Origin of the sequence: Streptomyces winkii, from assembly GCF_032248595.1 — a bacterium.
Lineage (GTDB): Bacteria > Actinomycetota > Actinomycetes > Streptomycetales > Streptomycetaceae > Streptomyces > Streptomyces winkii.
In genome coordinates, this window is record NZ_JASTTH010000002.1 from 452974 (window position 1) to 475751 (window position 22778).

General features: G+C 69.7%; 22 protein-coding genes and 2 pseudogenes. 12 read left to right on the forward strand and 12 right to left on the reverse strand.

The genetic code is table 11. From position 1 onward, the window contains the following. Positions 1-265: 265 nt before the first annotated feature. The gene (locus QQM67_RS06325) at positions 266-1753 is read right to left on the reverse strand and encodes a VCBS repeat-containing protein (RefSeq protein ID WP_314172601.1); all 1488 of its coding nucleotides are present in this window, start codon (positions 1751-1753) and stop codon (positions 266-268) included. Positions 1754-2186: 433 nt separating this feature from the next. After that, positions 2187-2876, reverse strand: a complete 690-nt coding sequence (locus tag QQM67_RS06330) for a TetR/AcrR family transcriptional regulator (RefSeq protein WP_314172602.1) — start codon at positions 2874-2876, stop codon at positions 2187-2189. A gap of 97 nt (positions 2877-2973) precedes the next feature. On the opposite strand from QQM67_RS06330, the gene QQM67_RS06335 reads away from it, so the two are divergent. The 4 genes from QQM67_RS06335 (at position 2974) to chrA (ending at position 6622) form a co-directional block, all read left to right on the forward strand. Next, complete coding sequence (locus QQM67_RS06335; protein WP_314172603.1) at positions 2974-4146, forward strand: FAD-dependent monooxygenase; 1173 nt, start codon at positions 2974-2976, stop codon at positions 4144-4146. Between the two features lie 153 nt (positions 4147-4299). Beyond that, positions 4300-4788, forward strand: coding sequence for a Chromate resistance protein ChrB (locus QQM67_RS06340; protein ID WP_314172604.1), 489 nt, complete (start codon positions 4300-4302; stop codon positions 4786-4788). Continuing rightward, on the forward strand, positions 4785-5216 hold the full coding sequence (locus QQM67_RS06345) for a chromate resistance protein ChrB domain-containing protein (protein ID WP_314172605.1): 432 nt from the start codon (positions 4785-4787) through the stop codon (positions 5214-5216). The genes QQM67_RS06340 and QQM67_RS06345 overlap by 4 nt, the downstream gene beginning before the upstream one ends. Beyond that, entirely contained in the window at positions 5213-6622 is a 1410-nt protein-coding gene (gene chrA, locus QQM67_RS06350) for a chromate efflux transporter (RefSeq protein ID WP_314172607.1), read from the forward strand. The genes QQM67_RS06345 and chrA overlap by 4 nt, the downstream gene beginning before the upstream one ends. Positions 6623-6799: 177 nt before the next feature. Here the strand turns inward: chrA and QQM67_RS06355 are convergent, their stop codons facing one another. After that, on the reverse strand, positions 6800-7996 hold the full coding sequence (locus QQM67_RS06355; RefSeq protein WP_314172608.1) for an FAD-dependent monooxygenase: 1197 nt from the start codon (positions 7994-7996) through the stop codon (positions 6800-6802). Between the two features lie 205 nt (positions 7997-8201). Here QQM67_RS06355 and QQM67_RS06360 point away from each other — a divergent pair, with 205 nt between their 5' ends. Further along, positions 8202-8657 carry a MarR family winged helix-turn-helix transcriptional regulator gene (locus tag QQM67_RS06360; protein ID WP_314172609.1) on the forward strand — a complete coding sequence of 152 codons (456 nt, stop codon included), beginning with the start codon at positions 8202-8204 and terminating at the stop codon, positions 8655-8657. Positions 8658-8998: 341 nt separating this feature from the next. Further along, positions 8999-9301, forward strand: a complete 303-nt coding sequence (locus QQM67_RS06365) for a hypothetical protein (RefSeq protein ID WP_314172610.1) — start codon at positions 8999-9001, stop codon at positions 9299-9301. Here the strand turns inward: QQM67_RS06365 and QQM67_RS06375 are convergent. Further along, positions 9279-10364: an SIP domain-containing protein gene (locus QQM67_RS06375; protein ID WP_399065503.1), complete on the reverse strand. Its 1086-nt coding sequence runs from the start codon at positions 10362-10364 to the stop codon at positions 9279-9281. The genes QQM67_RS06365 and QQM67_RS06375 overlap by 23 nt on opposite strands. Before the next feature lie 134 nt (positions 10365-10498). Here QQM67_RS06375 and QQM67_RS06380 point away from each other — a divergent pair, with 134 nt between their 5' ends. The 3 genes and pseudogenes from QQM67_RS06380 to QQM67_RS30590 form a co-directional block, all read left to right on the forward strand. Further along, positions 10499-11284, forward strand: coding sequence for a helix-turn-helix domain-containing protein (locus tag QQM67_RS06380; RefSeq protein WP_314172611.1), 786 nt, complete (start codon positions 10499-10501; stop codon positions 11282-11284). Positions 11285-11494: 210 nt separating this feature from the next. Beyond that, on the forward strand, positions 11495-12667 hold the full coding sequence (locus QQM67_RS06385) for a 4-hydroxybenzoate 3-monooxygenase (RefSeq protein WP_314172612.1): 1173 nt from the start codon (positions 11495-11497) through the stop codon (positions 12665-12667). A gap of 36 nt (positions 12668-12703) precedes the next feature. Then, positions 12704-12805: pseudogene (locus QQM67_RS30590) on the forward strand (IS481 family transposase); the annotation flags it as partial. Here the strand turns inward: QQM67_RS30590 and QQM67_RS30595 are convergent. From QQM67_RS30595 to QQM67_RS06400, 3 genes and pseudogenes are all read right to left on the reverse strand, one after another. Further along, positions 12798-13042 (reverse strand): annotated as a pseudogene (locus QQM67_RS30595) (SgcJ/EcaC family oxidoreductase); the annotation flags it as partial. The pseudogenes QQM67_RS30590 and QQM67_RS30595 sit on opposite strands and share 8 nt — an antisense overlap. A 467-nt stretch (positions 13043-13509) precedes the next feature. Next, positions 13510-15402 carry a hypothetical protein gene (locus tag QQM67_RS06395; RefSeq protein WP_314172614.1) on the reverse strand — a complete coding sequence of 631 codons (1893 nt, stop codon included), beginning with the start codon at positions 15400-15402 and terminating at the stop codon, positions 13510-13512. Positions 15403-15450: 48 nt separating this feature from the next. Further along, the gene (locus QQM67_RS06400; protein ID WP_314172616.1) at positions 15451-16245 is read right to left on the reverse strand and encodes a LysR family transcriptional regulator; all 795 of its coding nucleotides are present in this window, start codon (positions 16243-16245) and stop codon (positions 15451-15453) included. Between QQM67_RS06400 and QQM67_RS06405 the strand changes: the two genes are divergently transcribed. Continuing rightward, positions 16229-17611, forward strand: a complete 1383-nt coding sequence (locus tag QQM67_RS06405) for an MFS transporter (RefSeq protein ID WP_314172617.1) — start codon at positions 16229-16231, stop codon at positions 17609-17611. The genes QQM67_RS06400 and QQM67_RS06405 overlap by 17 nt on opposite strands. Positions 17612-17853: 242 nt before the next feature. After that, on the forward strand, positions 17854-18153 hold the full coding sequence (locus QQM67_RS06410; protein WP_314172618.1) for a hypothetical protein: 300 nt from the start codon (positions 17854-17856) through the stop codon (positions 18151-18153). A 99-nt stretch (positions 18154-18252) separates the two neighbouring features. Here the strand turns inward: QQM67_RS06410 and QQM67_RS06415 are convergent, their stop codons facing one another. The 5 genes from QQM67_RS06415 to QQM67_RS06435 all read right to left on the reverse strand — a co-directional run bounded on the left by QQM67_RS06415 (position 18253) and on the right by QQM67_RS06435 (position 21077). Then, on the reverse strand, positions 18253-18663 hold the full coding sequence (locus QQM67_RS06415) for an SRPBCC family protein (RefSeq protein WP_314172620.1): 411 nt from the start codon (positions 18661-18663) through the stop codon (positions 18253-18255). Then, positions 18660-18974 (reverse strand): ArsR/SmtB family transcription factor, encoded by a 315-nt coding sequence (locus QQM67_RS06420; RefSeq protein WP_314172621.1) that lies wholly within the window; start codon positions 18972-18974, stop codon positions 18660-18662. The genes QQM67_RS06415 and QQM67_RS06420 overlap by 4 nt, the downstream gene beginning before the upstream one ends. Before the next feature lie 81 nt (positions 18975-19055). After that, complete coding sequence (locus QQM67_RS06425) at positions 19056-20294, reverse strand: epoxide hydrolase family protein (RefSeq protein WP_314172623.1); 1239 nt, start codon at positions 20292-20294, stop codon at positions 19056-19058. Positions 20295-20512: 218 nt separating this feature from the next. Then, positions 20513-20728, reverse strand: a complete 216-nt coding sequence (locus tag QQM67_RS06430) for a hypothetical protein (RefSeq protein WP_314172624.1) — start codon at positions 20726-20728, stop codon at positions 20513-20515. A 97-nt stretch (positions 20729-20825) separates the two neighbouring features. Continuing rightward, complete coding sequence (locus QQM67_RS06435) at positions 20826-21077, reverse strand: hypothetical protein (protein WP_314172625.1); 252 nt, start codon at positions 21075-21077, stop codon at positions 20826-20828. Between the two features lie 320 nt (positions 21078-21397). Between QQM67_RS06435 and QQM67_RS06440 the strand changes: the two genes are divergently transcribed. Further along, positions 21398-22471, forward strand: coding sequence for a Gfo/Idh/MocA family protein (locus QQM67_RS06440; protein ID WP_314172626.1), 1074 nt, complete (start codon positions 21398-21400; stop codon positions 22469-22471). The last annotated feature ends 307 nt before the right edge of the window (positions 22472-22778 follow it).

The following is a 22778-nucleotide window of genomic DNA, read 5'->3' on the forward strand; positions in this document are numbered from 1 at the left end:
GCATTTCGGTAACGCATCCAATTTGGCTCATGGTGTGCACCCGTTGTGCACCGGCCCACCGAACGTCCTGCTTCTGTTCAGGTCAGGGCTCCTACGCAGCTGTACTTCGACATCTGAGAGCAGGGCCGGGCGATCCGGTCTTCGCGACGGTGCGTGGCTCAACTGGCCCGCGGAAACGCCTTCGGCGGCTCCGCGGGCCACCGCCTGTTTCCACCCTGGTGCGCACCGGGCGGTTCCGTCCGCCCTTCCGTCTTCCCGTCGCCGCTCAGGCGAAGTCGCCCATCGTGAAGGAGAGTTCGTTCCGGTCCGTGCCGTCGGTGAACCACCAGTGGCTCTCCGGAGCGCCCGTCAGGTTCTTGACCAGCGCGATCTCGGTGTTCTCGTCGGTGTCGTAGTTCCTCGCCTCGAAGATCTCGGAAGCGCTGTACTTGCCCGACTTCGTCTTCCGTTCCGTGGTGCGCCAGGGCTTGCTGCCCAGGCCGTCGGCGCTGCCGTGCAGCACCTGGAATCTCGACTTCTGCGGATTGGGGGTGGAGAGCTGCACGGCCAGGTCGTCGATGCCGTCGCCGTCGGCGTCCGCCGTGGCCAGGCCGTAGCCGAATCCCTCACCGACCTTGCCGCCCACGATCTTCTTCGCCCTGTCGGGGGCCTTGCCGTAGATCACGTCGACCCAGCCCCTGACCGAGGGGGCGTCCACGTCCTCGTCGTCCGGGATGCCGGAGTTGCCGATGGCGATATCGCGGCGCTTGTCACCGTCGAAGTCGCCGAACACGACCTCGTTGCCCTCCGGGAGCTCGCGGTCGTTGTTGCTCAGCCCCGTCTCGGTTCTGGCGCCGCCGGTGAGCAGCACGGAGGACGCGTCCTCCTCGGCCATCTCGTGGACGACCAGGTCAGTGGCCTTGTCGCCGTTGACGTCGCCGGTGGTCAGGAAGCCCTCTTCCGTATTCTCCAGGGGGTTGCTCCGTTCGACGGTCGCCGCGGGTGAACCGTCGCGCTTGAACGGGCCCTTCAGGACGGCGAGGGAGGTCGAGAGCCCGTCGGCGCTCGCGTCGTACGTGGCCAGGTCGTCGTGGCCGTCGCCGTCGAAGTCGCCCGCGACGGGCTGGGAGGTCGTCGCGTACTCCTCGCCGGCGTCGGGACGCTTCACCAGGCCGAGTTCGCCGGGCTTGCCCGGCTGCGGGCCCTTCGGGCTCCCCCAGAGCACCACGCCGTGGCCGCCCAAGAGGATGTCGGAGTTGCCGTCGCCGTCCAGGTCGGCGACGGTCGGCTGACCCGCGCCCCCGAGCGGGCTGTCGTCGTCCGGGTCGGAGCCGTCGTCGTCGTAGCGGTCGGAGGGCACCTTGCCTTTGAGGGAGCCCATGTCGAGGTCCTTGTCCTTGAACACGGCGCGCTTGTCGGGGTCGGGGCCGTTCTTCGAGCCGTACACCACGGCCAGGAAGGCGCTCGACTCGTGGGGGAGCCCGCTCGGAACGCACGTGAAGACGACGTCGGGGAAACCGTCGCCGTTGAGGTCGGCGTTCTCCTGCTCCGCCTTCTCGACGGCGTCGGAGGCGGGGAACACGGGTTTCGCCTCGCTGTGCACGTACGTCCAGTAGTACCCGAAGGCGGCGGCCGTTCCCGCCACGACGGCGAGGGCCAGCAGGAGGCGTCGCAGACGGCGCGTCTCGGGGCGAGGGGGTTCGTAGTTCAGGGCCAGCAGGAGACGTCGCAGACGGCCCGAACCGCGGTGGGGGGCTTGGTAGTTGGTCGTCATTCGAGCAATTGCACAGCGCCGGGCGTGAGCACAGGCCCGCGTAGGCGAGTTGTTGCATGACGCAGCCATCGGTTACGGGGCTGTTGCACAGCGGGAAGTGAGCGGGGCCCGCGCGGCACCTCCGTCACACTCGGCCCAGTGCCGGCGACCCGCCGGACCGCCCCCTCGGGAGGGGAAGCCAAGCCGGCACGTGCTCGCGGGGAGGCGAAGACCGGTGCTGTCAACGGCACCACCGGCGGGGCGACTTGAGCCCCTTGGCCCCGCGGCCCGCAGTCCCCGGCGTCACGCGCCACATGCACCCGTTGTCCACCGGCACAGGCTTGGCTGACTGGCTGTCAGTCCTGTCCGGCTTCACCGTTCTCGTCGTCGCGCCGGCATGACGCCTGCGGATGCGACGTCCGCTGCGCACCCGTCACATCCGCAGGCTTCCGCTTCACCCGTCGGTGGCCTTGGCCGGAAGGGGGGCGAGAATCCCGGCCGTGATGAATGCGACGAGCCGCTCGTGGTCGGCGGCTCCGGACGCGCTTGCCGGCGTGCCGTCGTCCGTCTCCGGTGCCCATCCCAGTGTGGCGAACGTCCCGGACTGGTAGACGCCGAGCAGTCCTACCATGCCGGCGTACGCGAACTGGACACCGCGCTCGTCGAGTTCGGGAAGGGCGTGGCGCAGCGCCGTCAGGTAGCGCCCTTCGACCGGCTCGACCTGTTGCGCGAAGATCTCCCGGACCCGGGCGTTCGGCTCGCCCATCACGCGGCCGATGAAGCGTGCGACGTCGGGTCCACGGCTGCCGTGGGTCTCCGCCAGGCCGACGCCCGGTTCGACGAAGGCACGCACCAGGGCGGCTACGGACGGCGGTTGAGGTGCTGCTTCGAGCTGTTCCAGCCGGACGCGGCGCTCCTCGTTGACGGCTCGCATCGTCTGGTCGATGACCGCGCGCAGGAGCCCTTCCTTGGACCCGAAGTGGTAGTTGACCGCGGCGATATTGCTTCCGGCCGCTTCGGTCAGTGCCCGTAGCGAGGTCGCCTCGATCCCGCGCTCACCGCACAGCCGAACCGCCGCGTCGATCAGCCGCTCTCGCGTGGACGCCCGCTGTCGCACGGCGGGCACCTGGTCGGATCCGGCCACCGCACCTCCTTGTGTCGCCGGTCAGGGCCACATGCTATAACACTCGATTAAAGTGGTCGTTTGAAACGACTGATTGAGTTCGGGAGAGGTGGCAACTATGAGCCCGAGCACGGCACTTGTCGTCGGCGCGGGAATCGGCGGCCTGACGGCGGCCCAGGCGTTGCGGCGCATCGGGTGGCACGTCGCGCTCTATGAGCAGGCACCATTCATCGGGCCGGTCGGTGCGGGTCTGGGCATCGCGCCGAATGCCGTCAAGGCGCTGGATCATCTCGGCCTGGGAGCGGCTCTGCGTGATCGCGGTCTGCGTCAGGACGGGCTGGAGATCCGGCTGCGAGGGGGCAGGCGCGTGGCACGGATTCCAGCCGCCGGTATCGAGCGTCGCTATGGTGCGCCCTTCTACGCGCTGCATCGTGCCGAGATGCACCGTCTGCTCATGACGGGTCTCGACGCCTCGGACCTGCACACCGGTCATCGCGCCGCGAGCGTCACCACCGCGTCCGAAACAGCCTCGGTCACCTTCGACACGGCGCAAGGCCCGGTCACAGAGACGGCCGATCTGGTCGTGGCTGCGGACGGCGTGGGCAGCGCGCTTCGCGCGGCACTGCTGCCCGGCTGTCAAGGGGCTGACTATGCCGGTTACACGGTCTGGCGCGGGATCGTCCCCGCCCGGAGAGCCGCTTCCCTGGGTATCGCGCCGATCCTCACGGAGACGTGGGGACGCGGCGCCCGCTTCGGCGTCGCCGCGATCAACGACGGTCAGATCTACTGGTTCGCCGGCGAAAGCGTCCCCGAACACGCCGCCCTCGAACACGACTTGGACAAGGTGGCCGGCCGCTTCCGGGACTGGCACGCCCCCATCCACGAACTGCTCGCCGCCACCCCGGAGGAGAGCCTGCTGCGTCACGACGTGTACTACCTGCACGCCAGGCTGCCCACCTTCGTCCACGGCCGCGTGGCCCTGCTCGGCGACGCCGCCCACGCGGTCACACCCGACATCGGCCAAGGAGCCTGCCTCGCGATCGAGGACGCCGTGACCCTTGCGGCCGCCGTCGAACGATCGGGAGTCGATGATGGCTTGAGCGTCTACGACGCCGTCCGCCGCCCCCGTACCCAGCGGATGGCCCGTACGTCCGGTCGGCTCGGCCGCATCCTGCAGACCCGCAGCCGCACCGCAGCCGCCGTGCGCGACTCCATCGCCTCCGTCATTCCCACCCCCCTGCTGACGGGGGCGACCGGGGCCGCCTTCGCCTGGAATCCCCCTTCGGGCTGAGAGAGCGCGCCCCGGCTGAGGGGAGACCGTCCGCATGGCGGACGCTCTCCCCTCAGGTCGATGTAACCGTGGTTACATCGACCTTTGAAGGAGGTTTCTGTGTCCGGAGATCGGCAGCGGCATCGTGCGGCAGGGGGCCCGGGTGATTGGGTCTTGCTGTGCTACCGGGTTCCGCGTGAGCCGTCGACGCCGCGGATCGCCATATGGCGCAAGCTCAAGCGGCTGGGGGTCGCCCAGATCTCGGACGGTTTGGTGGCGCTTCCGGCAGACGCCCGGACCCAGGAGCAGCTGGAGTGGATCGCGGACGAGGCGATCGAGGCCGGGGGCGCCGGTGCGATCTGGTTGGCCCGGCCTTCGACGCTCGCTCAGGAGCGCGAGCTCGCGCAGTCGATGGCGGACGCCCGCGCCGCCGAGTACCGGGCGGTCATCGAGGCGGCCCGTGAGGCCACCGCGGCGGGGAGTGGCACGGCGGGGCTGGTGCGCAGGCTGCGCGCGGAGTTGCGGCGCATCGGGCGGCGCGACTTCTTTCCGCCCCCTGAGCGCGAGCGCGCACACGCGGCCGTACGGACCCTGACCGATGAGATCACCCCGCCGGGCGCGACCGCCGCCGGGGCAGGACGTCCCGAGAAGGAGCAGGCGTGAAGTGGGCAACCCGGGCTCGGATCCACATCGACCGGGCCGCCTGTGCCTGGCTGATCCGCAGGCACATCGACCAGGACGCCGAGTTCGTCTTCGTCACCGATCCCGCCCAAGTACCCGAAGACGCAACACCCTTCGACATGCGCGGGGTTGAGCTCGGCCATCACGGCGATGACTGCTCCTTCGAGACGATCCTGCGCCGGTACGGGCTGATGGATCCGGTGCTGTGGAAGCTCGCGGAGATCGTGCACGAGGCCGACCTGGACGACGAGCGCTACGACGCCCCTGAGGCTCCCGGCCTCGACGCGGTGCTGCGCGGGCTGTCGATGACCTGTGACGACGAGCGGATCCTCGAACTCTCAGGGCCCCTGTTCGACGGACTCTACGAGTACTACCGCCGCGCCACCCTGATCGGACGGGAGCCCGCATGAGCACCGACTCCTCGCGGGAAGCCCAGTCGGAGCCCTCAGGGCCTCCCGCCGGGCTCCATCACGAGGTGGTGCCGTTCCATACGGCGCTGCGTACGTGGTTCGCGATCTCGTGGCAGACGTTCGGCGGCCCGGCCGGGCAGATCGCGGTGATGCAGCGCGCACTGGTCGAGGACAAGCGCTGGATAGGCCAGCATCGGTTCAACCACGCGCTGAGCTACTGCATGGTGCTGCCCGGCCCCGAGGCACAGCAACTGGCCATCTACACCGGCTGGTTGCTGGGCGGCACCCGCGGCGGCCTGGCCGCCGGCACCCTCTTCGTCCTACCCGGCGTGCTCGCACTGCTCGCACTCTCCGCGCTCTACGTCGCCTTCGGCGGAACGGCCGCCGTCACGGGACTCTTCGCAGGACTGGCCCCGGCCGTCGTCGCCGTCGTCGCCCAGGCCGTGTGGCGGGTGGGCCGCCGCTCCCTGACCCACCCCGCTCTCGTCACCCTCGCGGTGCTCTCCTTCGCCGCGCTCGCCCTGTTCGCCCTCCCCTTCCCCCTGGTCATCGCGGCAGCGGGACTGGCCGGATGGCTGCTCGCACGCTACCGGCCCCGCGCCTTCCGCCCGTCCGCCGAACACAGCGCCGACGGCGGCCCGGCGCCCCTGATTCCGGACGATGCGCTGCACACGGAGGCACCCAGCCGTCGCCGCCTCATACGCATCCTGGGGACCGGCCTGCTGCTGTGGGGGACACCGCTCGTCGCGGTCGCCCTACTCACGGGCACGGGCAGCGTCTTCACCACCCAGGGCGTCTTCTTCTCCGGCACGGCCCTGGTCACGTTCGGAGGCGCGTACGCCGTCCTGGCCTACGTCGCCCAGCAGGCCGTGACCACGTACGGCTGGCTCGCCCCCGGGGAGATGGTCCGCGGCCTGGGCCTGGCCGAGACCACCCCCGGGCCGCTGATCATGGTGGTGCAGTTCGTCGCCTTCCTCGGCGCCTACCGCGACCCCGGCGGCCTCGACCCCTGGGCCGCCGCCCTGCTCGGCGCGCTGCTGACCACCTGGGTCACCTTCGTGCCCTGCTTCCTGTTCATCTTCCTCGGCGCCCCTTACATCGAGCGCCTGCGCGGCAACCGCTCCATCTCCGCGGCGCTGACCGGCATCACGGGCGCCGTGGTCGGCGTCATCGCGAACCTGGGCCTCTATTTCGCGCTGCACACCCTCTTCGCCGATGTCGACGCAGGCAGTTGGGGACCGCTGAAGCTCCAACTCCCGGACCTCACCACTGTTCGCCCGACCGCCGTCGCCATCACGGCCGCGGCCCTCCTGATGATCTTCAAGCTGCGCTGGAGCGTCCTGTGCACCCTCGGAGTCTGCGCCGCACTGGGTCTGGCGGTCGCAGCAGCCACGACCCTCACCTGAACCACCCATGGGGTTGTCGTGGAACCGCGCGGCGTCGCGCCGCAGTTCGGCCCGTGCGGGGGCCGCACCCGCCGGATGGGGGTGTCCGGTGACTGACCGCGGCGGTGCCGCGAACGCGGTCGACTTCCGCAAGGGAGTGGAACTTTGACAGGGCGACGGCTTCGGTCGTGGCCGCTCTCACTCGGCGTGGTGGTAATTCGGCAGGATCAGGCCGCTGTTGGCGGCCCGGCCCTCGGCTCCCATCTCGCTCGCCGGATCACGGAGGGCATCGTTGCGGGCGTCCAGCTCCTCCCGCGTGCCTGGGGTGACGACGCTGCCGCCTGGGGTGGCCAAGGCCTGGTTCTTCTCCACGAAGTCCCGAATCCGCTGCTCGTAGGCCGTGAATGCCTTGGTGTGGTCAGCGTGGCCGGCCAGTTCCCCGGCGAGGACGTATGCGCCGATGAGGGACACGCTGGAGCCCTGGCCGGACAGGAACGACGTGGCGTGGGCGGCGTCGCCTACCAGGGCGACGCGGCCACGGGACCAGGTGGGCATGTGGATCTGGCTGACGACGTCGAAGAAGAGGTCGTCGGCTTCGCGCATGGCCGCCACCAGCAGAGGGATGTGCCAGCTCTGCTCGGGGAATCGGGAGGCCACGAGGTCGCGCTGGGCCTCCGGGGCACGGAAGGCGTCGAAAGGCGGCTCCTCCTGAGCGAAAGAGAGGAAGCCGTGCAGGCGGTCGCCGGGTTCGTGGGCGTACATGACGGCAGCCCGCCCGGGCTCGTTCCAGAGGACACCCTCGTGCTCGAGACCGAAGTCGTTGTTCATGCTGAAGCCGGCGAAGACTTTGCCGAGATAGCGGTGGAACGCCTCTTCAGGGCCGAAGACCAGCCGGCGGGTGTTGGAGTGCAGCCCGTCTGCGCCGATGACCAGGTCGAAGGTGCGATGGGTGCCGCTGTCGAAGGTGACGTCGACGCGGTCGCCGCGGTCGTCCAGGGTGGCGATGGAGTCGTCGAAGACGAACTCGATCTTGTCGCGGATCGGAGCGTAGAGAGCGTCCGCCAGGTCGCCGCGCCGCACTTCGAGGTCGAAGCCCTCTGTTCCGCCGGTGATGGACTCGGGGCGGATGGAGGCGATCAGTTCGCCGTCGACGTCGACGAACGAGATCTTGCGGGTGTCGACGTGGGCCTTGCGCAGCTGGGCCGTCATCCCCATCCGGTCGACGACCTCGCGGGCCGTGCCGCGGATGTCGACCGCGTAGCCGCCTCCGCGGATCGCGGATGCCTTCTCGACGACGGTGACGTCGAAGCCGTAGCGGTCGAGCCAGTAGGCCAGGGCCGGGCCGGCGATACTGGCGCCGGAAATGAGGACCGTGCGGTGGGCGGAGTGGTTCATGGGAGGGGTTCCTTCCGGAGGACGGGCATTCACCAAAGATGCGTACCTTAGGTATCCTTTTTGTGGGCGCAGAGCCCCGGAGGGGTAGCGTCGTCTACAGGGTATACATACCTAACTTAGGTATCCAAATGGAGTCGAGATGAACGCGCGGCCATCGAGTACGCCGGGAGCCGGCCGGCAGTCGTCGGCGGATGTACGGACCGTCATGCCTCGGCTGGCTGAGCTCAGCAACGCCGTCAGTCGCGGCCGCCTGGCCGAGCGGGCCGTCGAGGCCACCGGCCTCGCGCTGGACCGTCCCGCCGTGGGAGTACTCATGGCTCTGCACATGGCGGGCAAGCCGATGCGGGTCGGCGAGATCGCCGAGCAGATGCAGGTCGTCGGCCCCCATGTCACCCGGCAGGTGCAGGGATTGGAGCGCAAGGGCCTGGTCCGTCGCGTCAGCGACCCGCACGACCGGCGGGCCAGTGTCATCGAGCCGACCACGGAGGGATCGGAAGCCGCTGAGCGCTACGCGGGGGCGCTGATCGGCTGGTTCACCGAGGCCATTGCCGAATGGTCGGACCAGGACCGCAGCGATCTGAGCCGCTTGCTGGGGCAGCTTGTCGACGATGTGACCGCGCATCTCGCGCGCCTGGACGACACGTCCCCACGCTCCCGCTGATGCGCCCTCGGCGCGGCGCCCCCGCGGTGTCGAACCTTCCTCGACGTCGGGGGGCAAGCGAAGAAGCCCTGAGCCGCAAGACCGACGGTGCGGGTTGCAGGTTGCAGGTTGCAGGCGGTCGGCGGTGGCCGCGGCAACGTAACCCGACATCAAGGTAGTTGGCCGTACTTGGCCTGTCGCTGTCCGCTGTTGTGCCGAGGAGTTGTTGCAAAGAAAGCCTTGCAAAGGATCCTTTGCAAGGCTAGCCGCACACGGCTTCGTCGAGGACGCCCCGGAGCACGGCAAGGGCCGGGAGTGGTGGTGGAAAGCGGTCCACATGGGCGTGCGATGGGGCGAGGCCCTTGAAAGATCCCGATCCCGAAGTGCGCGGGGCCGCCGACCTGTTCATCCACGAAGTCGCGAACCACCACGCCCGAGAGCTGTCCGGCCGGCTCGGTAGCCGCGACGACTGGCCCGAGGAGTGGAACCGCTCTTCGGACATCAGCGACTGGACGCTGAGACTCACACCCGAGCTTGCCCTGAAACTCGTCGGCGAAATGCACGACCTCGTCGAGGGCTACCGCGCACTGGCCGATGGTGAAGGCATCGCAGACACCGAGCAGGTTCGTGTCCACTCGCACGTCATCCCCGTCCGCACGGGCTGAAAGGCCGCCGATGCATCCCGAGTTCCGCCTCGACCTGCACCATGCGCGGGCCGCTGAACTCCGTGCCGAAGCCGACACGTACCGCCGCGCCAGACTGGTCCGGCCCCGTGACGTCCGTACGCGCCTCGGCTGGGCCCTCGTGGGGATCGGCCCGCGGCTGGCCGTCGCGCCCAAGGCAACGGCCACGGTCACCTAGCTGTATTGACCACGGGCGTCGTTGACAGAGCGTCCCGGCGATCGGTTTCGACCGGCTGACGCGGGGGGGGGGGGGGCAGAGGCTGGCTCGGCCGTGGCTGAAGTAGCCGCGGAAGGAGATGTCGGACTTGGGGATGTGGCGGTCGCCGACGAGATGCCGACGAACGCCGGTCGCCAGCGAGGATTCGCCCGCTGCCCAGACGTAGAAGGGGCCGTCGGGAAGCTGGGCCTGCTTCACCGCCTCAAGGGCCAGGGCGCCGGGCTTCGCGGAGGGATCACTGCGCGGCAGCCAGTGGACGGCAGTGCCCGGGGGCGCAGTGATCTCACTCCGGACGTCCTCGGGGGTCGGGACCTCGAGGAACACCTCGGTCGGCAGCGACTCGGGGGTCTCGGCGGAGCGTTCCAGGATGGCGAGGATCGCCGGCAGTGCGCTCTCGTCACCTACAAGAAGCTGCCAAGCGGCGCCAGCGGTGGGCGCGTAGCTGTGTCCCTCGTCCAAGAAGGCCACCTTCACGCCGGGCTCGGCAGCCAGCGCCCACCGGGCCCCGGGGGCAGCGGGCTTGTGGGAGCCGTTGCTTTCGTGGAGCGAGATCTCGATGTCGAACGCCGACGCCTCCGGCCTGAAACGCCGGATCGAGTAGATCCTGACCCGCGGTCGCCGCTTGGCGGAGCTTTGCAGGGTGAGCTGGAGAATCCACCGCTCACTGCTCGGCAGGAAGACGTCGTCATCGTCAGGATCGGCGAAGAAGAGGCGACCGGACTGGTCGAACCCCGACTGATCGAGGTGCTGGACGTCGTCACCACCCAGCGTGATGGACATGAAATGAGGGCTGATCTGCTCGCTGCCCTGAACGGTCAGCGACAGCATCCGCCGCCTGTGCGGGCGCTGGATTCGGGGAGTCATCGCAAGCAGCTCTCACGGCGGCGGACGCGGATCTCAATGCTCATGCGCCCACTGTCGGCTAGAGCATGACCGTCAGACCACCGGTAAACTGACGTCTCATGCCGAAAGCCCGCCAGCCCTCGACAGCGCCCGCGGAACCCGAAGAGGCGACGCCGCAAGGGGGAGCGTGGCTACCTCACGGTTACCAGCTCGATCCGCACTCCCACCCCCAGGGGCAGATCGTGTACGCGGCTGCCGGCACGGTGGCCACCGCGACGGAGCGCGGGACCTGGGTCGCCCCGGCGAACCGTGTTACGTGGACACCGCCACACTTCGCACATTCCCACCGCTTCTACGGCCGGACCGACGTCCGTCTCCTCGCCGTCCCGCTCGACCTGTGCGGGCAGCTCGTGGACCATCCAAGCGTCTTCACAGTGAGCCCCCTCTTGCGCGAGGCGCTCCTTGCATTCACCGACCGGCCGGAGAGGGGCCCCGGTGCACACAGGAGACTGCTCACCGTGATCGTGGATGAGCTCGCCGAAGCCGCCGAGCAGTCCCTGAATCTGCCCGAAGCCAGCGATGACCGGCTGCGTTCCGCTACCGATCTGCTGCGTGAAGATCCTTCGCGGCCCGCCACCCTGGCGGAGCTGGGGCGAATGGTGGGGGCCAGCGAGCGCACCCTGAGCCGCCTGTTCCATGCCGAACTGAGCATGAGCTTCCACCGCTGGCGCACCACCCTGCGCATACACCACGCCCTGGCACATCTCGCCGATGGCATGTCCGTCACCGAGACCGCGGTGGCGTGCGGCTGGTCCAACCCCTCAAGTTTCATCGACGCTTTCACCGAGGTCGTCGGCCAAACTCCGGGCCGCTACCAGGCAGACCTACGCAACGACAGCAAGTAGCCGAACCCGCTTACGGTGCTCAAGAAACGCCGCGTGCCGCGCGCTCCCAGAGGTTGGCGGCTTTTCAGCATCTGCTGCCCATTCACCGGTGGTGGACTGAATGGTGTGGGTTCGAGAGTGGTGACCGTACGCCGCACCACCCGGGCGGCTTCGTCGATCGCGCCGCCGGCGGGATCGGACACCGCTTTGAGCACGGAGGCTCGCACACACATGACCCAGACACGCGACAACACGGCCGTCGTAATCGTCGGGGGCGGCGTCGCCGGCTTGGCGCTCGGCAACTTCCTGCTGCGCAACGGCATCGACTGCATCGTGCTGGAGAAGCATTCCCGCTCCTATGTCGAGCAGCGTCAGCGCGCCGGGACCATCGACACCTTCGGGGTGCGGATGTTCCGGAACTGGGGTCTGGAGGAGGTCCTGGCAGGCGACCCCATTCCGCACAGCGAGGGCGGCTTCTACATCGACGGTGAAGCGATGCCGATCGACGTGGACGACGACAACAACGAGAGCCTCTACTGTCCCCAGCAGGTCATCGTGCGCAACCTTACGAACGTCTTCTTGCGCGACGGTGGAGACCTCCGCTACGAAGCCGCCGACGTCTCCTTCGAGGATGTCACTGGCGAGCGCCCCGTCGTGCGCTACCAGAACGCCGATGGTTCAGCCAAAGCCATCGACTGCGACTTCGTCGCGGGCTGCGACGGCTTCCACGGAGTGAGCCGCCGGACGATCCCCCGCTCTGCACTGACCGAGTACTCCCACGAGTACGGATACTCCTGGCTCAGCGTCCTGGCTGCAGTGCCGACGAATCCGTCCGGCATGGCAATCCACGAACTGGGCCTGGCGGGCATGATTCCCCGGGGCCCGCAGGCCAGCCGCATCTACCTGCAGTGCTCGATCGACGACACCCCCGAGCAGTGGCCGGACGAGCGCATCTGGAGCGAACTGGAGGCCCGCTTCGGCTGCCCCGTGTCGAGCGGCAGGATCGTCGCCAAGCAGATCGTGCCGCTGCGCAGCGTGGTGTTCGACCCGATGAGCTACGGCAAGCTGTTCCTCCTCGGCGACGCGGCTCACATCGTTCCGCCGATGAGCGCCAAGGGCATCCACCTCGCCCTCCACGACACCGAGGTCTTCGCCCGTGCCGTCATCCGTCAGGTCAAGGAAGGCGATCCCAGCCTCCTCGGCAGCTACTCCGAGACCTGCCTGCCGCACATCTGGAACTACCAGGCGTTCGCGACCTGGATCACCGACACCATGCACAACGCCGGCTTCCCGGGCTACGAAGGCGAGTTCCGCAGGCAAGTCGCCCGCGCCGAACTGCAGCGCCAGTTCACCTCGAACGCAGCGAACAAGCTGTTCAGTGAACTCACCGCCGGAACCAACTAGCCACACTCAGACTCCAGCACTCGCGCTCCGGCCGGTCCAAGCTGCGTCGTCCTCGCCCAGCTGACCCGTCATGACCTGAACCGGCTGCGTTGGAGGGAGCGGCCTACCGGTCAAATCATTCGTCGTTATGAGCGATCACGTCGGAGCGCAACAACTGCGTGTGCACCGCCCGGTTGTGACCTCGCCGTCCCAGTTCGCCTTCGGCAGGACGGTGCCGGTGAATTCGGCGATCGCGTCGAAGCCGATCAGGACCTTGCCGTGGGCGGCCGTCCAGACGGCGTCCGGGTGGAAGAGCGCGAGGAATCCCTCGGCGTCCTTGGCGCGCTGGATGGCTCCACGGTGTGAACTGACCCCGGCGGTACGGGTACTGGTGATCCGCGGAGGCGCCTTCGGCCGGTCTCCGCGGGTCGCCGTCTCTTTCGGGGCGGACCCGGACCCGGAGAAGGTCCGATTGTGGATCAACTCCTCGACAACAGGCCCGAACCAGCTCGTCGTGGACGTAATGACGCAACATCCGTAATGACGCAACATCCGTTTCGCATGGCGTGGTTCACGGCCGATGCGCGCAACTCCGTGATCAACCGGGCCAATTCATGTGCCCGCGGCTTGTGCGAGGAGAGGTCGCTGGTGCCTCAGGATTTCGGCCGTGTTGTCTGGTGCAGCACGGTTCATCCGTGCCGAGTCTGCTCATATGCAGAGCACTATCGGTCCTGTTATTGCAATCCCCTTTAACGTCGAACCAGCCTGCGGACTGTGCGCCGTGCTCGGCGCGCGAACAGTGCCGCGGAGGAACGCGACATGCGGATCCGTTGAGGAGGCTGAGGGTGGCAGCGCTAACGTGCTCAACATGTGGGGCACTTATCCGGATCGACGGCACATCGCCCTGTCTGTGCGTGCTTATGGCCGCAGCAGAAGTCGATCGGGCCTTCGAGAGCTTCCGGTACAAGTGGAATCCCGTCCCGCCCAAGCCCACGGCACCGCCTGCGTCTGCCTCCGAGGGCACAGACGGCTCGCGTCAGGGCCGACGTGGCAAGACCGTTCTCATGGCCATCGCAGCGGCTGCGGCGTTCGGGACAGTGGCGTTCGGCATGCAAGGGTTGAATGACGGCGGAAGGAACTACGAGAGCGGCGGCGCGCCGCCCCTCTTGATCCCACCCGACGAGGGCACTGACCCGGGTGCTGACGAACGCCCGCCCGCTGGGGACGGCGCTGGTTCCTCGCAGCCTGGCAGGTCCGACCAAGTCGGCTCCGACGACGGTGGGTTGCACCCTGAAATGCCGCCCCCCAGACGGCACAACGATGATCCCCCACCGCCGCCCTCGTCCGACGATGGTGGAGGTATTCCGCCGAGCGATGGCGGTGGTGGTATTCCGCCGAGTGACGGTGGTGGTGGTGGTGGTGCTCCGCCGAGTGACGGTGGTGGTGGTGCTCCGCCGAGTGACGGTGGTGGTGGTGCTCCGCCGAGCGATGGCGGTGGTGGTGCTCCGCCGAGTGACGGTGGTGGTGGTGCTCCGCCGAGTGACGGTGGTGGTGGTGCTCCGCCGAGCGATGGCGGTGGTGGTGCTCCGCCGAGCGATGGCGGTGGAGGTGCACCGCCGGACAACGGCGGAGGCAGCTCGTCGAGCAAGGGCCACGGATTGGACAGGCTGCTGGGCAAAGTCGGCGGCATGCTCGACGGCCGCGGTGGTGGCCAGCATGGTGGTGGCGGTCACCAGGGCGGTGGCTTTGGTGGCGGTGGCCACCAGGGTGGTGGCTTTGGTGGTGGCGGTCAGCACGGTGGCGGCTTTGGTGGCGGTGGCCACCAGGGCGGCGGCTTTGGTGGTGGCGGCCAGCATGGTGGTGGCGCTCACCAGGGCGGTGGCTTTGGTGGCGGTGGCCACCAGGGCGGCGGCTTTGGCGGTGGCGGTCACCAGGGTGGTGGCGGTCAGCACGGTGGCGGCTTTGGTGGCGGCGGTCAGCAGGGCGGCGGTGGCCAGCAAGGCGGTGGCGCTCACCAGGGCGGTGGCTTTGGTGGTGGCGGTCAGCAGGGCGGCGGTGGCCCGCAGGCCGGTGGCGGTCAGCAGGGCGGCGGTGGCCAGCAGGCCGGTGGCGGTCAGCAGGGCGGCGGCGGCTTTGGTGGCGGTGGCCCGCAGGGCGGCGCTGGTCAGCAGGGCGGCGGTGGCCAGCAAGGCGGTGGCGCTCAGCAAGGTGGCGGTGGTCAGCAGGGCGGCGGTGGCCAGCAGGCCGGTGGCGGTCAGCAGGGCGGCGGCGGCTTTGGTGGCGGCGGCCAGCAAGGTGGTGGCGGTCAGCAGGGCGGTGGTGGTCAGCAGGGTGGCGGTGGCCAGCAGGCCGGTGGCGGTCAGCAGGGTGGCGGTGGCCAGCAGGCCGGTGGCGGTCAGCAAGGCGGCGGCGGCTTTGGTGGTGGCGGTCAGCAAGGTGGTGGCGGTCAGCAGGCCGGTGGCGGTCAGCAGGGTGGCGGCGGTCAGCAGGCCGGTGGCGGTCAGCAAGGTGGCGGTGGCCCGCAGGGCGGCGGTGGCCAGCAGGGCGGCGGTGGCCAGCAAGGCGGTGGCCCGCAGGCTGGTGGCGGTCAGCAAGGTGGCGGTGGCCCGCAGGCTGGTGGCGGTCAGCAGGGTGGCGGTGGCGGAGGCCCGCGCTAGGGCGTGCTGCGAGAGAAGTTGCCGCAGTCGCCCCCCGAGGCCCCCGTTGGGCCGCGGCGCTCCGTTCAGCCCGCTCGGTGTCTTGGCGGGCGGCTTCATCGGGGCGCCTGGCTGAACGGAGTCAGGCGCACCGGCCGGCGGTGAGTGCTAGATCGTGCGTCGTAGTGCGGTCTCCACGGCATCGATCAGTGGATCGGCTTCGGTCCGCGGGTGTCGTGCGAGGCCGAGCTCGACGTCCGGCAGGGTGGGCAGAGCGTCCATGTCGTGGCAGGCCATGGCCGGTTCGAGGTTCGCGGGCATGAGCGCGGCCACGCCGAGCCCGGCCCGTACCGCGGCGAGTACGCCGACGAGACTGTTGCTTTCGAAGGCTGTCCGCCAGCGCCGGTCTGCACGTTCGAGCGTTTCCAGCACTGAAGTACGCCAGAAGCAGGGGTTGGAGAACAGCACGACCGGCAGCGGATCGGCAGCCACGTCCACACCCTGGCCGACCGCCCAGACCAGCGGGCGGCGCACCGTCCAGCGCGGCGGCCCGGGAACGTCCAGCACGTGGTCGAGCACGAGCTGGACGCTGCCCGCGTCGTAGGCCTGCCGCATCGCGGCGCTGGACAAGTCGAGCACTTCCAGCGTCGCGTCGGGGTGCAGCCTGGCCAAGTCGGCGAGCGCCTGCGGAAGTTGGGACGCGGCGAGGTCTTCGAGCAGACCGACACGACAGTGGCCGGTGAGCGCCCGCCCGGTTTCGGTGAGTGCCTGCGCGCACAGCGAGAGTATGCGTTGGGCGTACGGCAGGAGCTCCTCACCCGCCCGGGTCGGCGTGACGCCGGACGGCGATCGATGAAGCAGCGGACGGCCGACGGCGCTCTCAAGCTTCCGCAGCTGCTGGCTGAGCGCGGGCTGGGTTTGACCGAGCGCGGTCGCGGCGCGGCTGATGCTGCCGGCGCGCACGGCGGTGATGAACGACCGCAGCAACGTGGTCTCAAGTTCTCTGGCCATAAGTATTGAGAATGCCAGCCCCAACGATTTAACGGCTTCCTATGGCATGGACGGACGACCTAGCGTCACGCGCGTGACCAGATATCGACAGGTACTCGCCGTGCCGGGGATGGCATCGCTGCTGGGCGTTTCACTGCTCGCCCGTACCGCGATCACGGCTGACGCGATGGTGCTGATGATGCATGTCGTGCTGGACCTGGATATGAGCTACGCGGCAGCGGGCGGTGTCGCGGCGGCGCTTACCGCCGGGATCGCGCTGGGTGGGCCGCTGCTCGGCCGCGTGATCGACTGGCGGGGCCCGCGTACCGTGCTGCTGGCGACTTCCATGGCACAGGTCGTGTTCTGGCTGAGCGTGCCGGTCCTGCCGTACGGAATCCTGCTGGGCGCCGCCTTCGCAGGGGGCCTGCTGATGGTGCCGGCTCAGTCGGTGACCAGGCAGGCGATCGCCGCGATGACGACGCCGGGACAGCGCCGGGCCGCGTTCGCGCTGGAATCGGTGCAGGGCGAGCTGTCGTACATGGTGGGCCCGCCGATCGTGATCCTTTGTGCGGCGACGATGTCTCCTGGCGTGGTGGCGTGGGGAGTCGGCGCCGCGATCGTGGCCGGCGGAACCGGGATCGCCCTGCTCAACCCGCCGCTGCGTGCCGAGGACGAGGCCGCTGCCGGCGCGGCCGGACGGCCCCCGCGCCGGAAATGGCTGGGCGTCGGCATGATCGCCGTACTGACGATGGCGGCCGGTACCACGACGCTGCTCAGCGGCGTCGACCTCGCGATCGTCGCCACTTTGGAAGACGCGGGTCAGGTGTCCTGGTCCGCTGTAGTCGTAGCCGTGTTCGGCGTGACCTCCGTCGCCGGCGGGCTGATCTACGGCGCGCTGCCGCGGTCGCTGCCCACTTGGCTGCTGCTCGGCCTGTTCGGGCTCGTGACGATTCCCGCCGGGCTCGCCCACGACTGGCCCTGGTTGTGCGTGGCCGTGATCGGCACCGGGCTGCTCACAGCGCCGACCCTTTCCACGGTGGCCGACGCGGTGATCCGGCTCGCGCCCGCCGGCGTGCGAGGTGAGGCGACGGGCCTCCAATCCTCGGCGCAGACCGCGGGTTTCGCGCTCGGATCCCCGATGGCCGGTGCGGCGATCGACGTCTCCGTGCCGGCGGGCGGCTTCGCGGCGGCCGGGCTGGCCGCTCTCGCCGCCGCACTGACCGGATGCCTGCTGTCCCGCCGCTCGCCCGCCCCAACGCCGTCCCCGCTCGACGATCCCGGACTCGTCCGGGCACCGGGCCCTGAGCAGTACGAGGCCGATGCCCGGCCTGGCGCATGAGTACGGGCCCTGCTCACGGCCAGGATCGGCCGCATCCTTCGCCTACTGGACCGGCCCTGCCGCGGGAGCCTTTCCGTGAGGAGTCCTCAGAGGCCGTCTCGGTTGGCGTGATCGCTGGCGTGCGCGACGTGCGGATGACGAAGCCCAACCGCCTTTGCCCAGCGCCGCGGTCAGTTGAGGCGCGATCAGATCCGTTGCGGCCAAGGTGCCGATGTGGTCCTGGCCGTCGAGCTCGCCTCGCGATGTTCGGGGCGCAGGCCGCGTTCTACGCCGAACTGTTCCCGGCCGCCTACCGGTTCAGCGGATTCGCGCTCGGAAGGGAGGTGCCCGGTGCCCTGCTCGCCGGACCGGCTCCCGTGATAGCCGTCGGCCTGGTCTCGGTCGGCGGTGGCTCGCCCGTGCTGCTGGCTCTGACCATGACGGGTGTCGCGCTGGCCGACCTCGTGGCCGTGGCCGCGCTGCCGGAGACGCGTGGCAGGGATCTGACGCCGATCACGCCGCGGCAGTCCGATCCGCCGAGGCCCCGGGCGACTTCGGCGTGACGTGAGGGAGGCTCCGGTCGCGTCCCGTCCATCGGCCCAGGGGGCTTCAGGTCCGTGGTCGAAGGACGGGATGCCGCGGTGGCGAGGCCGCCTTCCCTGTCAGGCGGCCTCGCCCAGGACGGTGCCGAGACGCTTCAGGAGTCCGGGCCAGCCCTTGCCCATGCCGTCGTAAGCCTGTCTGCCCATGGGGGAGTCGAGGTCGAAGCCCGCGTGGGTGAGGACGAGACGGGTGCCGTGGCCCTCCGGGTGGAGGGTCCAGGTGATGGTCGTGTCGAGCGAGCCCTCGGCGAACCGGTAGGCCAGCAGCCGCTCGTCGTCCACCTCGGTCACCTCGCAGGGCTGGCTGCCGAACTTGCCCATGTCGAGGGAGAAGCGGTGCCCGGCGACGGGCTTCACGTCGCCGGCCGCCCACCAGCGGGCGTGGAGGTCCGGGTCGGTCAGGGCCTTCCACACCGCCGACGGCGGGTGGGGCAGGAACTTCTCGCAGGTGATCGTGTTGTTCTCGGTCATGTCTCGTCGTCCTCGTCCAGGAGATCGGACAGCGCATCCAGGCGCTGCTTCCAGTAGTGCTCGAACGGATGCAGCCACTCACTCACCTCGGCCAGCCGTGCCGGTTCGAGGTGGTAGAAGCGGTGCCGGCCGCGTGGTTCCTCGCGCACCAGTCCGGCGGTACGGAGCACCGCCAGGTGCTCGGAGACCGCGGGCCTCCCGAGTTCGAACAGCCCCGCCAACTCCCCAGTGGAACGCGGACCTTCTCGCAGGCTTTCGAGCAGTTTGCGACGCACCGGGTTGGCCAGCACGCCGAACACGTCGGCAGGCATGAGGAGAGTATGCGTCGGAAAACTCCGACGCGTCAAGAATTCCCGACGCATTCTCGGAGGCCCGCACGCAGGCGGGCGTGTTCACGCCGACGGTGGGGCGAGCTGCGACCTGAACGTGCGGACCAGGTCGGCGGTCCACTGTTCCGGGATCTCCCAGGGGATGAAGTGGCCGCCGGTGGGGTGGGCGGTGATGTTGACGTGGTTGTACCAAGGGGCGCGGTCGCTTGCCAGGAACGAATCGATGCGCTCCTGCGGGCTGTTGACTCCCGGCGGGTTCTCGTAGTCGACGAAGGTGATCCCCGTCGGTGCCTCCACGACCGGCGTCCGGTCGTGCGAGGGAGCCCACGGGTAGCGGTTGTTGTTGGCGTAGGTGCGGATCGAGCTGGCGATGGCGTTGCCGGTCCAGTAGATCGTGGCGTGGGTGAGGAGGTCGTCGCGGCTGAAGACGGTGTAGATGTCCCCACCGTTGTCGGACCACTTCATCCATCGTTCGAGGATCCAGGCGAGCATGCCGACCGGGGAGTCGGCCAGCGCGTATCCGAGCGTGCTCGGGGCGAGCAGGTGTGCGGCGAGGTGCACGGCGAACCGCCGGTCGATCTCGATCAGTCTCTGCCGCTGGTCGTCGGGCAGTCCGGGCGGGATGGGCCTGCCACCGGAGAAGTCCCAGGCGCGGTCGCCGGTGAACAGGTCGAGTTTCAGGGCTGATCCGATGTGGATGCCGTACAGCTCGCCGGCGTACTTGTGACCGAGCTGCCCCGTGACGAGGGCACCGACGTCGCAGCCTGCCGCGGCGTACCGGGAGTGGCCGAGCGTCCCGGTCATCAGCTCGTGCCAGACGTCCGCGATCTTCCAGAAGTTCATGTCCGGCAGGGTGGGTGTGGAATACCCGAAGCCCGGCAGGGACGGGACGATCACCTCGAAGGCGTCCGCCGGGTCGCCGCCGAACGCGGCCGGGTCCGCGAGCCGGTCGATCACCTTCGACCAGTGCCAGAAGGTCCAGGGCCAGCCGTGGCTGAGGATCAGCGGGGTGGGATCGGGCCCGGCGCCCGGCTTGCGCATGAAGTGCACGCGTGTGCCGGACACTTCGACCAGGTAGTGCTCGTAGGCGTTCATCGCTCGCTCGGCGGCGCGCCAGTCGTACTCCTCGGCCCAGTACTGCGCCAGCTCCTGGAGCAGGGCCCGGGGGACGCCGTACCGGCCGTCCTCGTTCCCCGCGTCCTCCGGCCAGACCGTGGCCCGCAGCCGCGACCGCAGATCCTCCAGAACCCGTTCCTCGACGGCGATCGGCGTCGGCGACAGGGCGTTCACGCCTGTGCTCACTTCCCGTTCCCTTCCTCGGAGTTGGATTGCCGTCGTGCTCGTCGGCGAGCCGGACGGCCCGGACGAGTACGCCCGCGATGGGCTCGGCAGCCGCGTGCGATCAGCGGGCGGGAGCCGGTCGTCGAGACGGCGCAGGCGGACCCGAATCTACGGTCGGCGCCCTGCGGACGCGAGGACGATGCGGATCGGTGGCGTGCCCGGGCCCCGCGGGACGGACCTCACCGGATCCGCCGGCGCGGAGGCTCCACGTCCGGCGCCGACTGGTGGGCCCCGACCCGCAGTTGAGGTATCCGGTCGCGCAGGACCGCGATGCCGCGCGGGACGAGCACGACGGCCGGCGCGGCGCCGACGAGGACGCCGGTGACGATGTCGCTCTCCTTGAGGGGCATGCCCCGTCTGACGCGATCGCGCCGGGACGGGTTGTTCGCGATCACACCGCCGTCGTTCGGCGGGCGGCCCGAACTGTCCGCGCTCGCCGAGTCGTTCGGGAAGCCGCTGCCGGTCGTGTGTCCGCCCGCCCCGGGCGGCGTCTCACTGCTGCTGCCAGGGATTCGACGGCGGGACCCGGTCGAGCTTGCGGATCCAGCTGCGCCGCTTCTCGTCCAGGGCGAGATGCCACTGCATGTGCCCGCACCAGGCGCAGAAGTACGCGTGGAAGGCGGTCTGCTTGCCCAGTCCCTTGCCCGAGCGCCGGATGCCGATCTGCCCGGCGACCTCTCCCTGGTACACCTCGTCCGAACCGCAGGCGCCGCAGCGGCCGTAGCGCATGTCCCCTGACCCCATGGGGCGGAGCGTACAGATGCGCGTCCGGCATCGCGCCGCCCGGCGACGGTCGCCGGGCGTCCGCCCTGGCAGGCGGCGGAAATCTCTTGCGCGGCACGAGGACGGTCGGGTTGGGTGAACGTCGTCGCCGGCCACCCGCCGGCGCCTCCGCGGCAGCGTGGCCGTGGCGCACATCTCTGATCCCCCCACTGATCCGGCCGTTGCCCGGGACGCACCACCCGTCGACGACGACGGAGACGACCGCGACGGCGCCCCCACCTCGCCCGCGCGGCCAACCGCACGGCGCTCCTTGCGACTTCTCCCACTCCGGAGGTGGCCCCATGGCAGGTGCTCTCGTGACCGGCGCACAAGAGGACGGCGGACGGCAGGGAGACCGCCTCCCGCAGCCCCGCACCCCGGACCCGCGCGAGGCCCCGGCGCTGAACTGGGGCGTCGTCGCTCCGGGCGGCATCGCCTCGACGTTCGCCGCGGCAGTGCGCGCGCACACGCAGCAGAACATCGTCGCCGTGGCCTCGCGCAGCGCGGACCGGGCCCGCGCGTTCGCCTCGCGCTTCGACGTACCGGCCGCGTACGGCAGTTACGCCGACCTCCTCGCGGACCGCCGCGTCGACGTCGTGTACGTGGCGTCCCCGCACTCCGAGCACTTCGGCCAGGCGCTGCTCGCGATCGAGGCGGGCAAGCACGTCCTGGTGGAGAAGGCCTTCACCCGCAACGCGGGCGAGGCGGAGCGGCTCGTCGCCGCGGCGCGGGAGCGCGGCGTGTTCCTCATGGAGGCGATGTGGACGCGCTGTCTGCCGCACATCGACGTGGTGCGGCAGACCCTCGACTCCGGGATGCTCGGCGAGATACAGACTCTCGTCGCCGACCACGGCCAGTTCATGGTGCCGGACGCCGCGCACCGTCTGTACGCGCCGGAACTCGCGGGCGGCGCGCTGCTCGACCTCGGCGTCTACCCCGTCTCGTTCGCGTCGATGGTGCTCGGCGACTTCGCCACCGTCTCCGCCGTCGGCACCAAGGCGTTCACCGGCGTCGACGGGCAGGCCTCCGTCGTCGTCACGAACGGCGACGGTGCGCACGGCCTGATCAGCACCACCCTGTTCGCACGGACGCCCACGACGGCGACCGTCTCCGGCACGCTCGCCCGCCTCGAAGTCGACGGCGAGTTCTACGCCCCGGCCACGGTCCGGCTCATCGCGCGGGACGGCGAACTGCTGGACGCGTACACGCCGTCCCGGCTCGACGGCGGCCTGGCCTTCGAGGCCGCGGAGGTCGCCCGCTGCGTGCACGAAGGCCGCCTGGAATCCGGCCTGATGCCGCTCGACGAGACGCTGCGCGTCATGCGCACCCTCGACGAGATCCGCCTCCAGCTGGGGACGCCCTTTCCCGGAGAGTGACCCGCGCGGACCACTCCGCGGACCGCTCCGCGGACCACTCCGCGGACCGCTCCGCGGACCACTCCGCGGACCGCTCCGCGGACCCGTCAGCGGTCCCGTCCGTGGACGACTCCCGGACGGGACCGGCGCTGAACTGCGCCCGAATTCCCCCTGAACACCCCCGCAGGCCCGTCCCCGCCGCGCGGCCCGGCGCGTTTCAACTGTGCATCGCCCCAGGTCCCGGCCGGTTCTTCTCTTCCCGAGGGGGCGCGCATGGAAGAGAATCACGCATCGAAGAGAATGCGTCTCTCGCTCACTTGGCAAGGGG

Coding starts and splice junctions, on each gene's coding strand:
- QQM67_RS06325 (WP_314172601.1), bottom strand. CDS start 1,753: ATGACGACCAACTACCAAGCCCCCCACCGCGGTTCGGGCCGTCTGCGA.
- QQM67_RS06335 (WP_314172603.1), top strand. CDS start 2,974: ATGAGCCCGAGCACGGCACTTGTCGTCGGCGCGGGAATCGGCGGCCTG.
- chrA (WP_314172607.1), top strand. CDS start 5,213: ATGAGCACCGACTCCTCGCGGGAAGCCCAGTCGGAGCCCTCAGGGCCT.
- QQM67_RS06355 (WP_314172608.1), bottom strand. CDS start 7,996: ATGAACCACTCCGCCCACCGCACGGTCCTCATTTCCGGCGCCAGTATC.
- QQM67_RS06360 (WP_314172609.1), top strand. CDS start 8,202: ATGCCTCGGCTGGCTGAGCTCAGCAACGCCGTCAGTCGCGGCCGCCTG.
- QQM67_RS06375 (WP_399065503.1), bottom strand. CDS start 10,364: ATGCTGTCGCTGACCGTTCAGGGCAGCGAGCAGATCAGCCCTCATTTC.
- QQM67_RS06380 (WP_314172611.1), top strand. CDS start 10,499: ATGCCGAAAGCCCGCCAGCCCTCGACAGCGCCCGCGGAACCCGAAGAG.
- QQM67_RS06385 (WP_314172612.1), top strand. CDS start 11,495: ATGACCCAGACACGCGACAACACGGCCGTCGTAATCGTCGGGGGCGGC.
- QQM67_RS06395 (WP_314172614.1), bottom strand. CDS start 15,402: ATGAAGCCGCCCGCCAAGACACCGAGCGGGCTGAACGGAGCGCCGCGG.
- QQM67_RS06405 (WP_314172617.1), top strand. CDS start 16,229: ATGCTGCCGGCGCGCACGGCGGTGATGAACGACCGCAGCAACGTGGTC.
- QQM67_RS06410 (WP_314172618.1), top strand. CDS start 17,854: ATGTTCGGGGCGCAGGCCGCGTTCTACGCCGAACTGTTCCCGGCCGCC.
- QQM67_RS06415 (WP_314172620.1), bottom strand. CDS start 18,663: ATGACCGAGAACAACACGATCACCTGCGAGAAGTTCCTGCCCCACCCG.
- QQM67_RS06420 (WP_314172621.1), bottom strand. CDS start 18,974: ATGCCTGCCGACGTGTTCGGCGTGCTGGCCAACCCGGTGCGTCGCAAA.
- QQM67_RS06435 (WP_314172625.1), bottom strand. CDS start 21,077: ATGGGGTCAGGGGACATGCGCTACGGCCGCTGCGGCGCCTGCGGTTCG.
- QQM67_RS06440 (WP_314172626.1), top strand. CDS start 21,398: ATGGCAGGTGCTCTCGTGACCGGCGCACAAGAGGACGGCGGACGGCAG.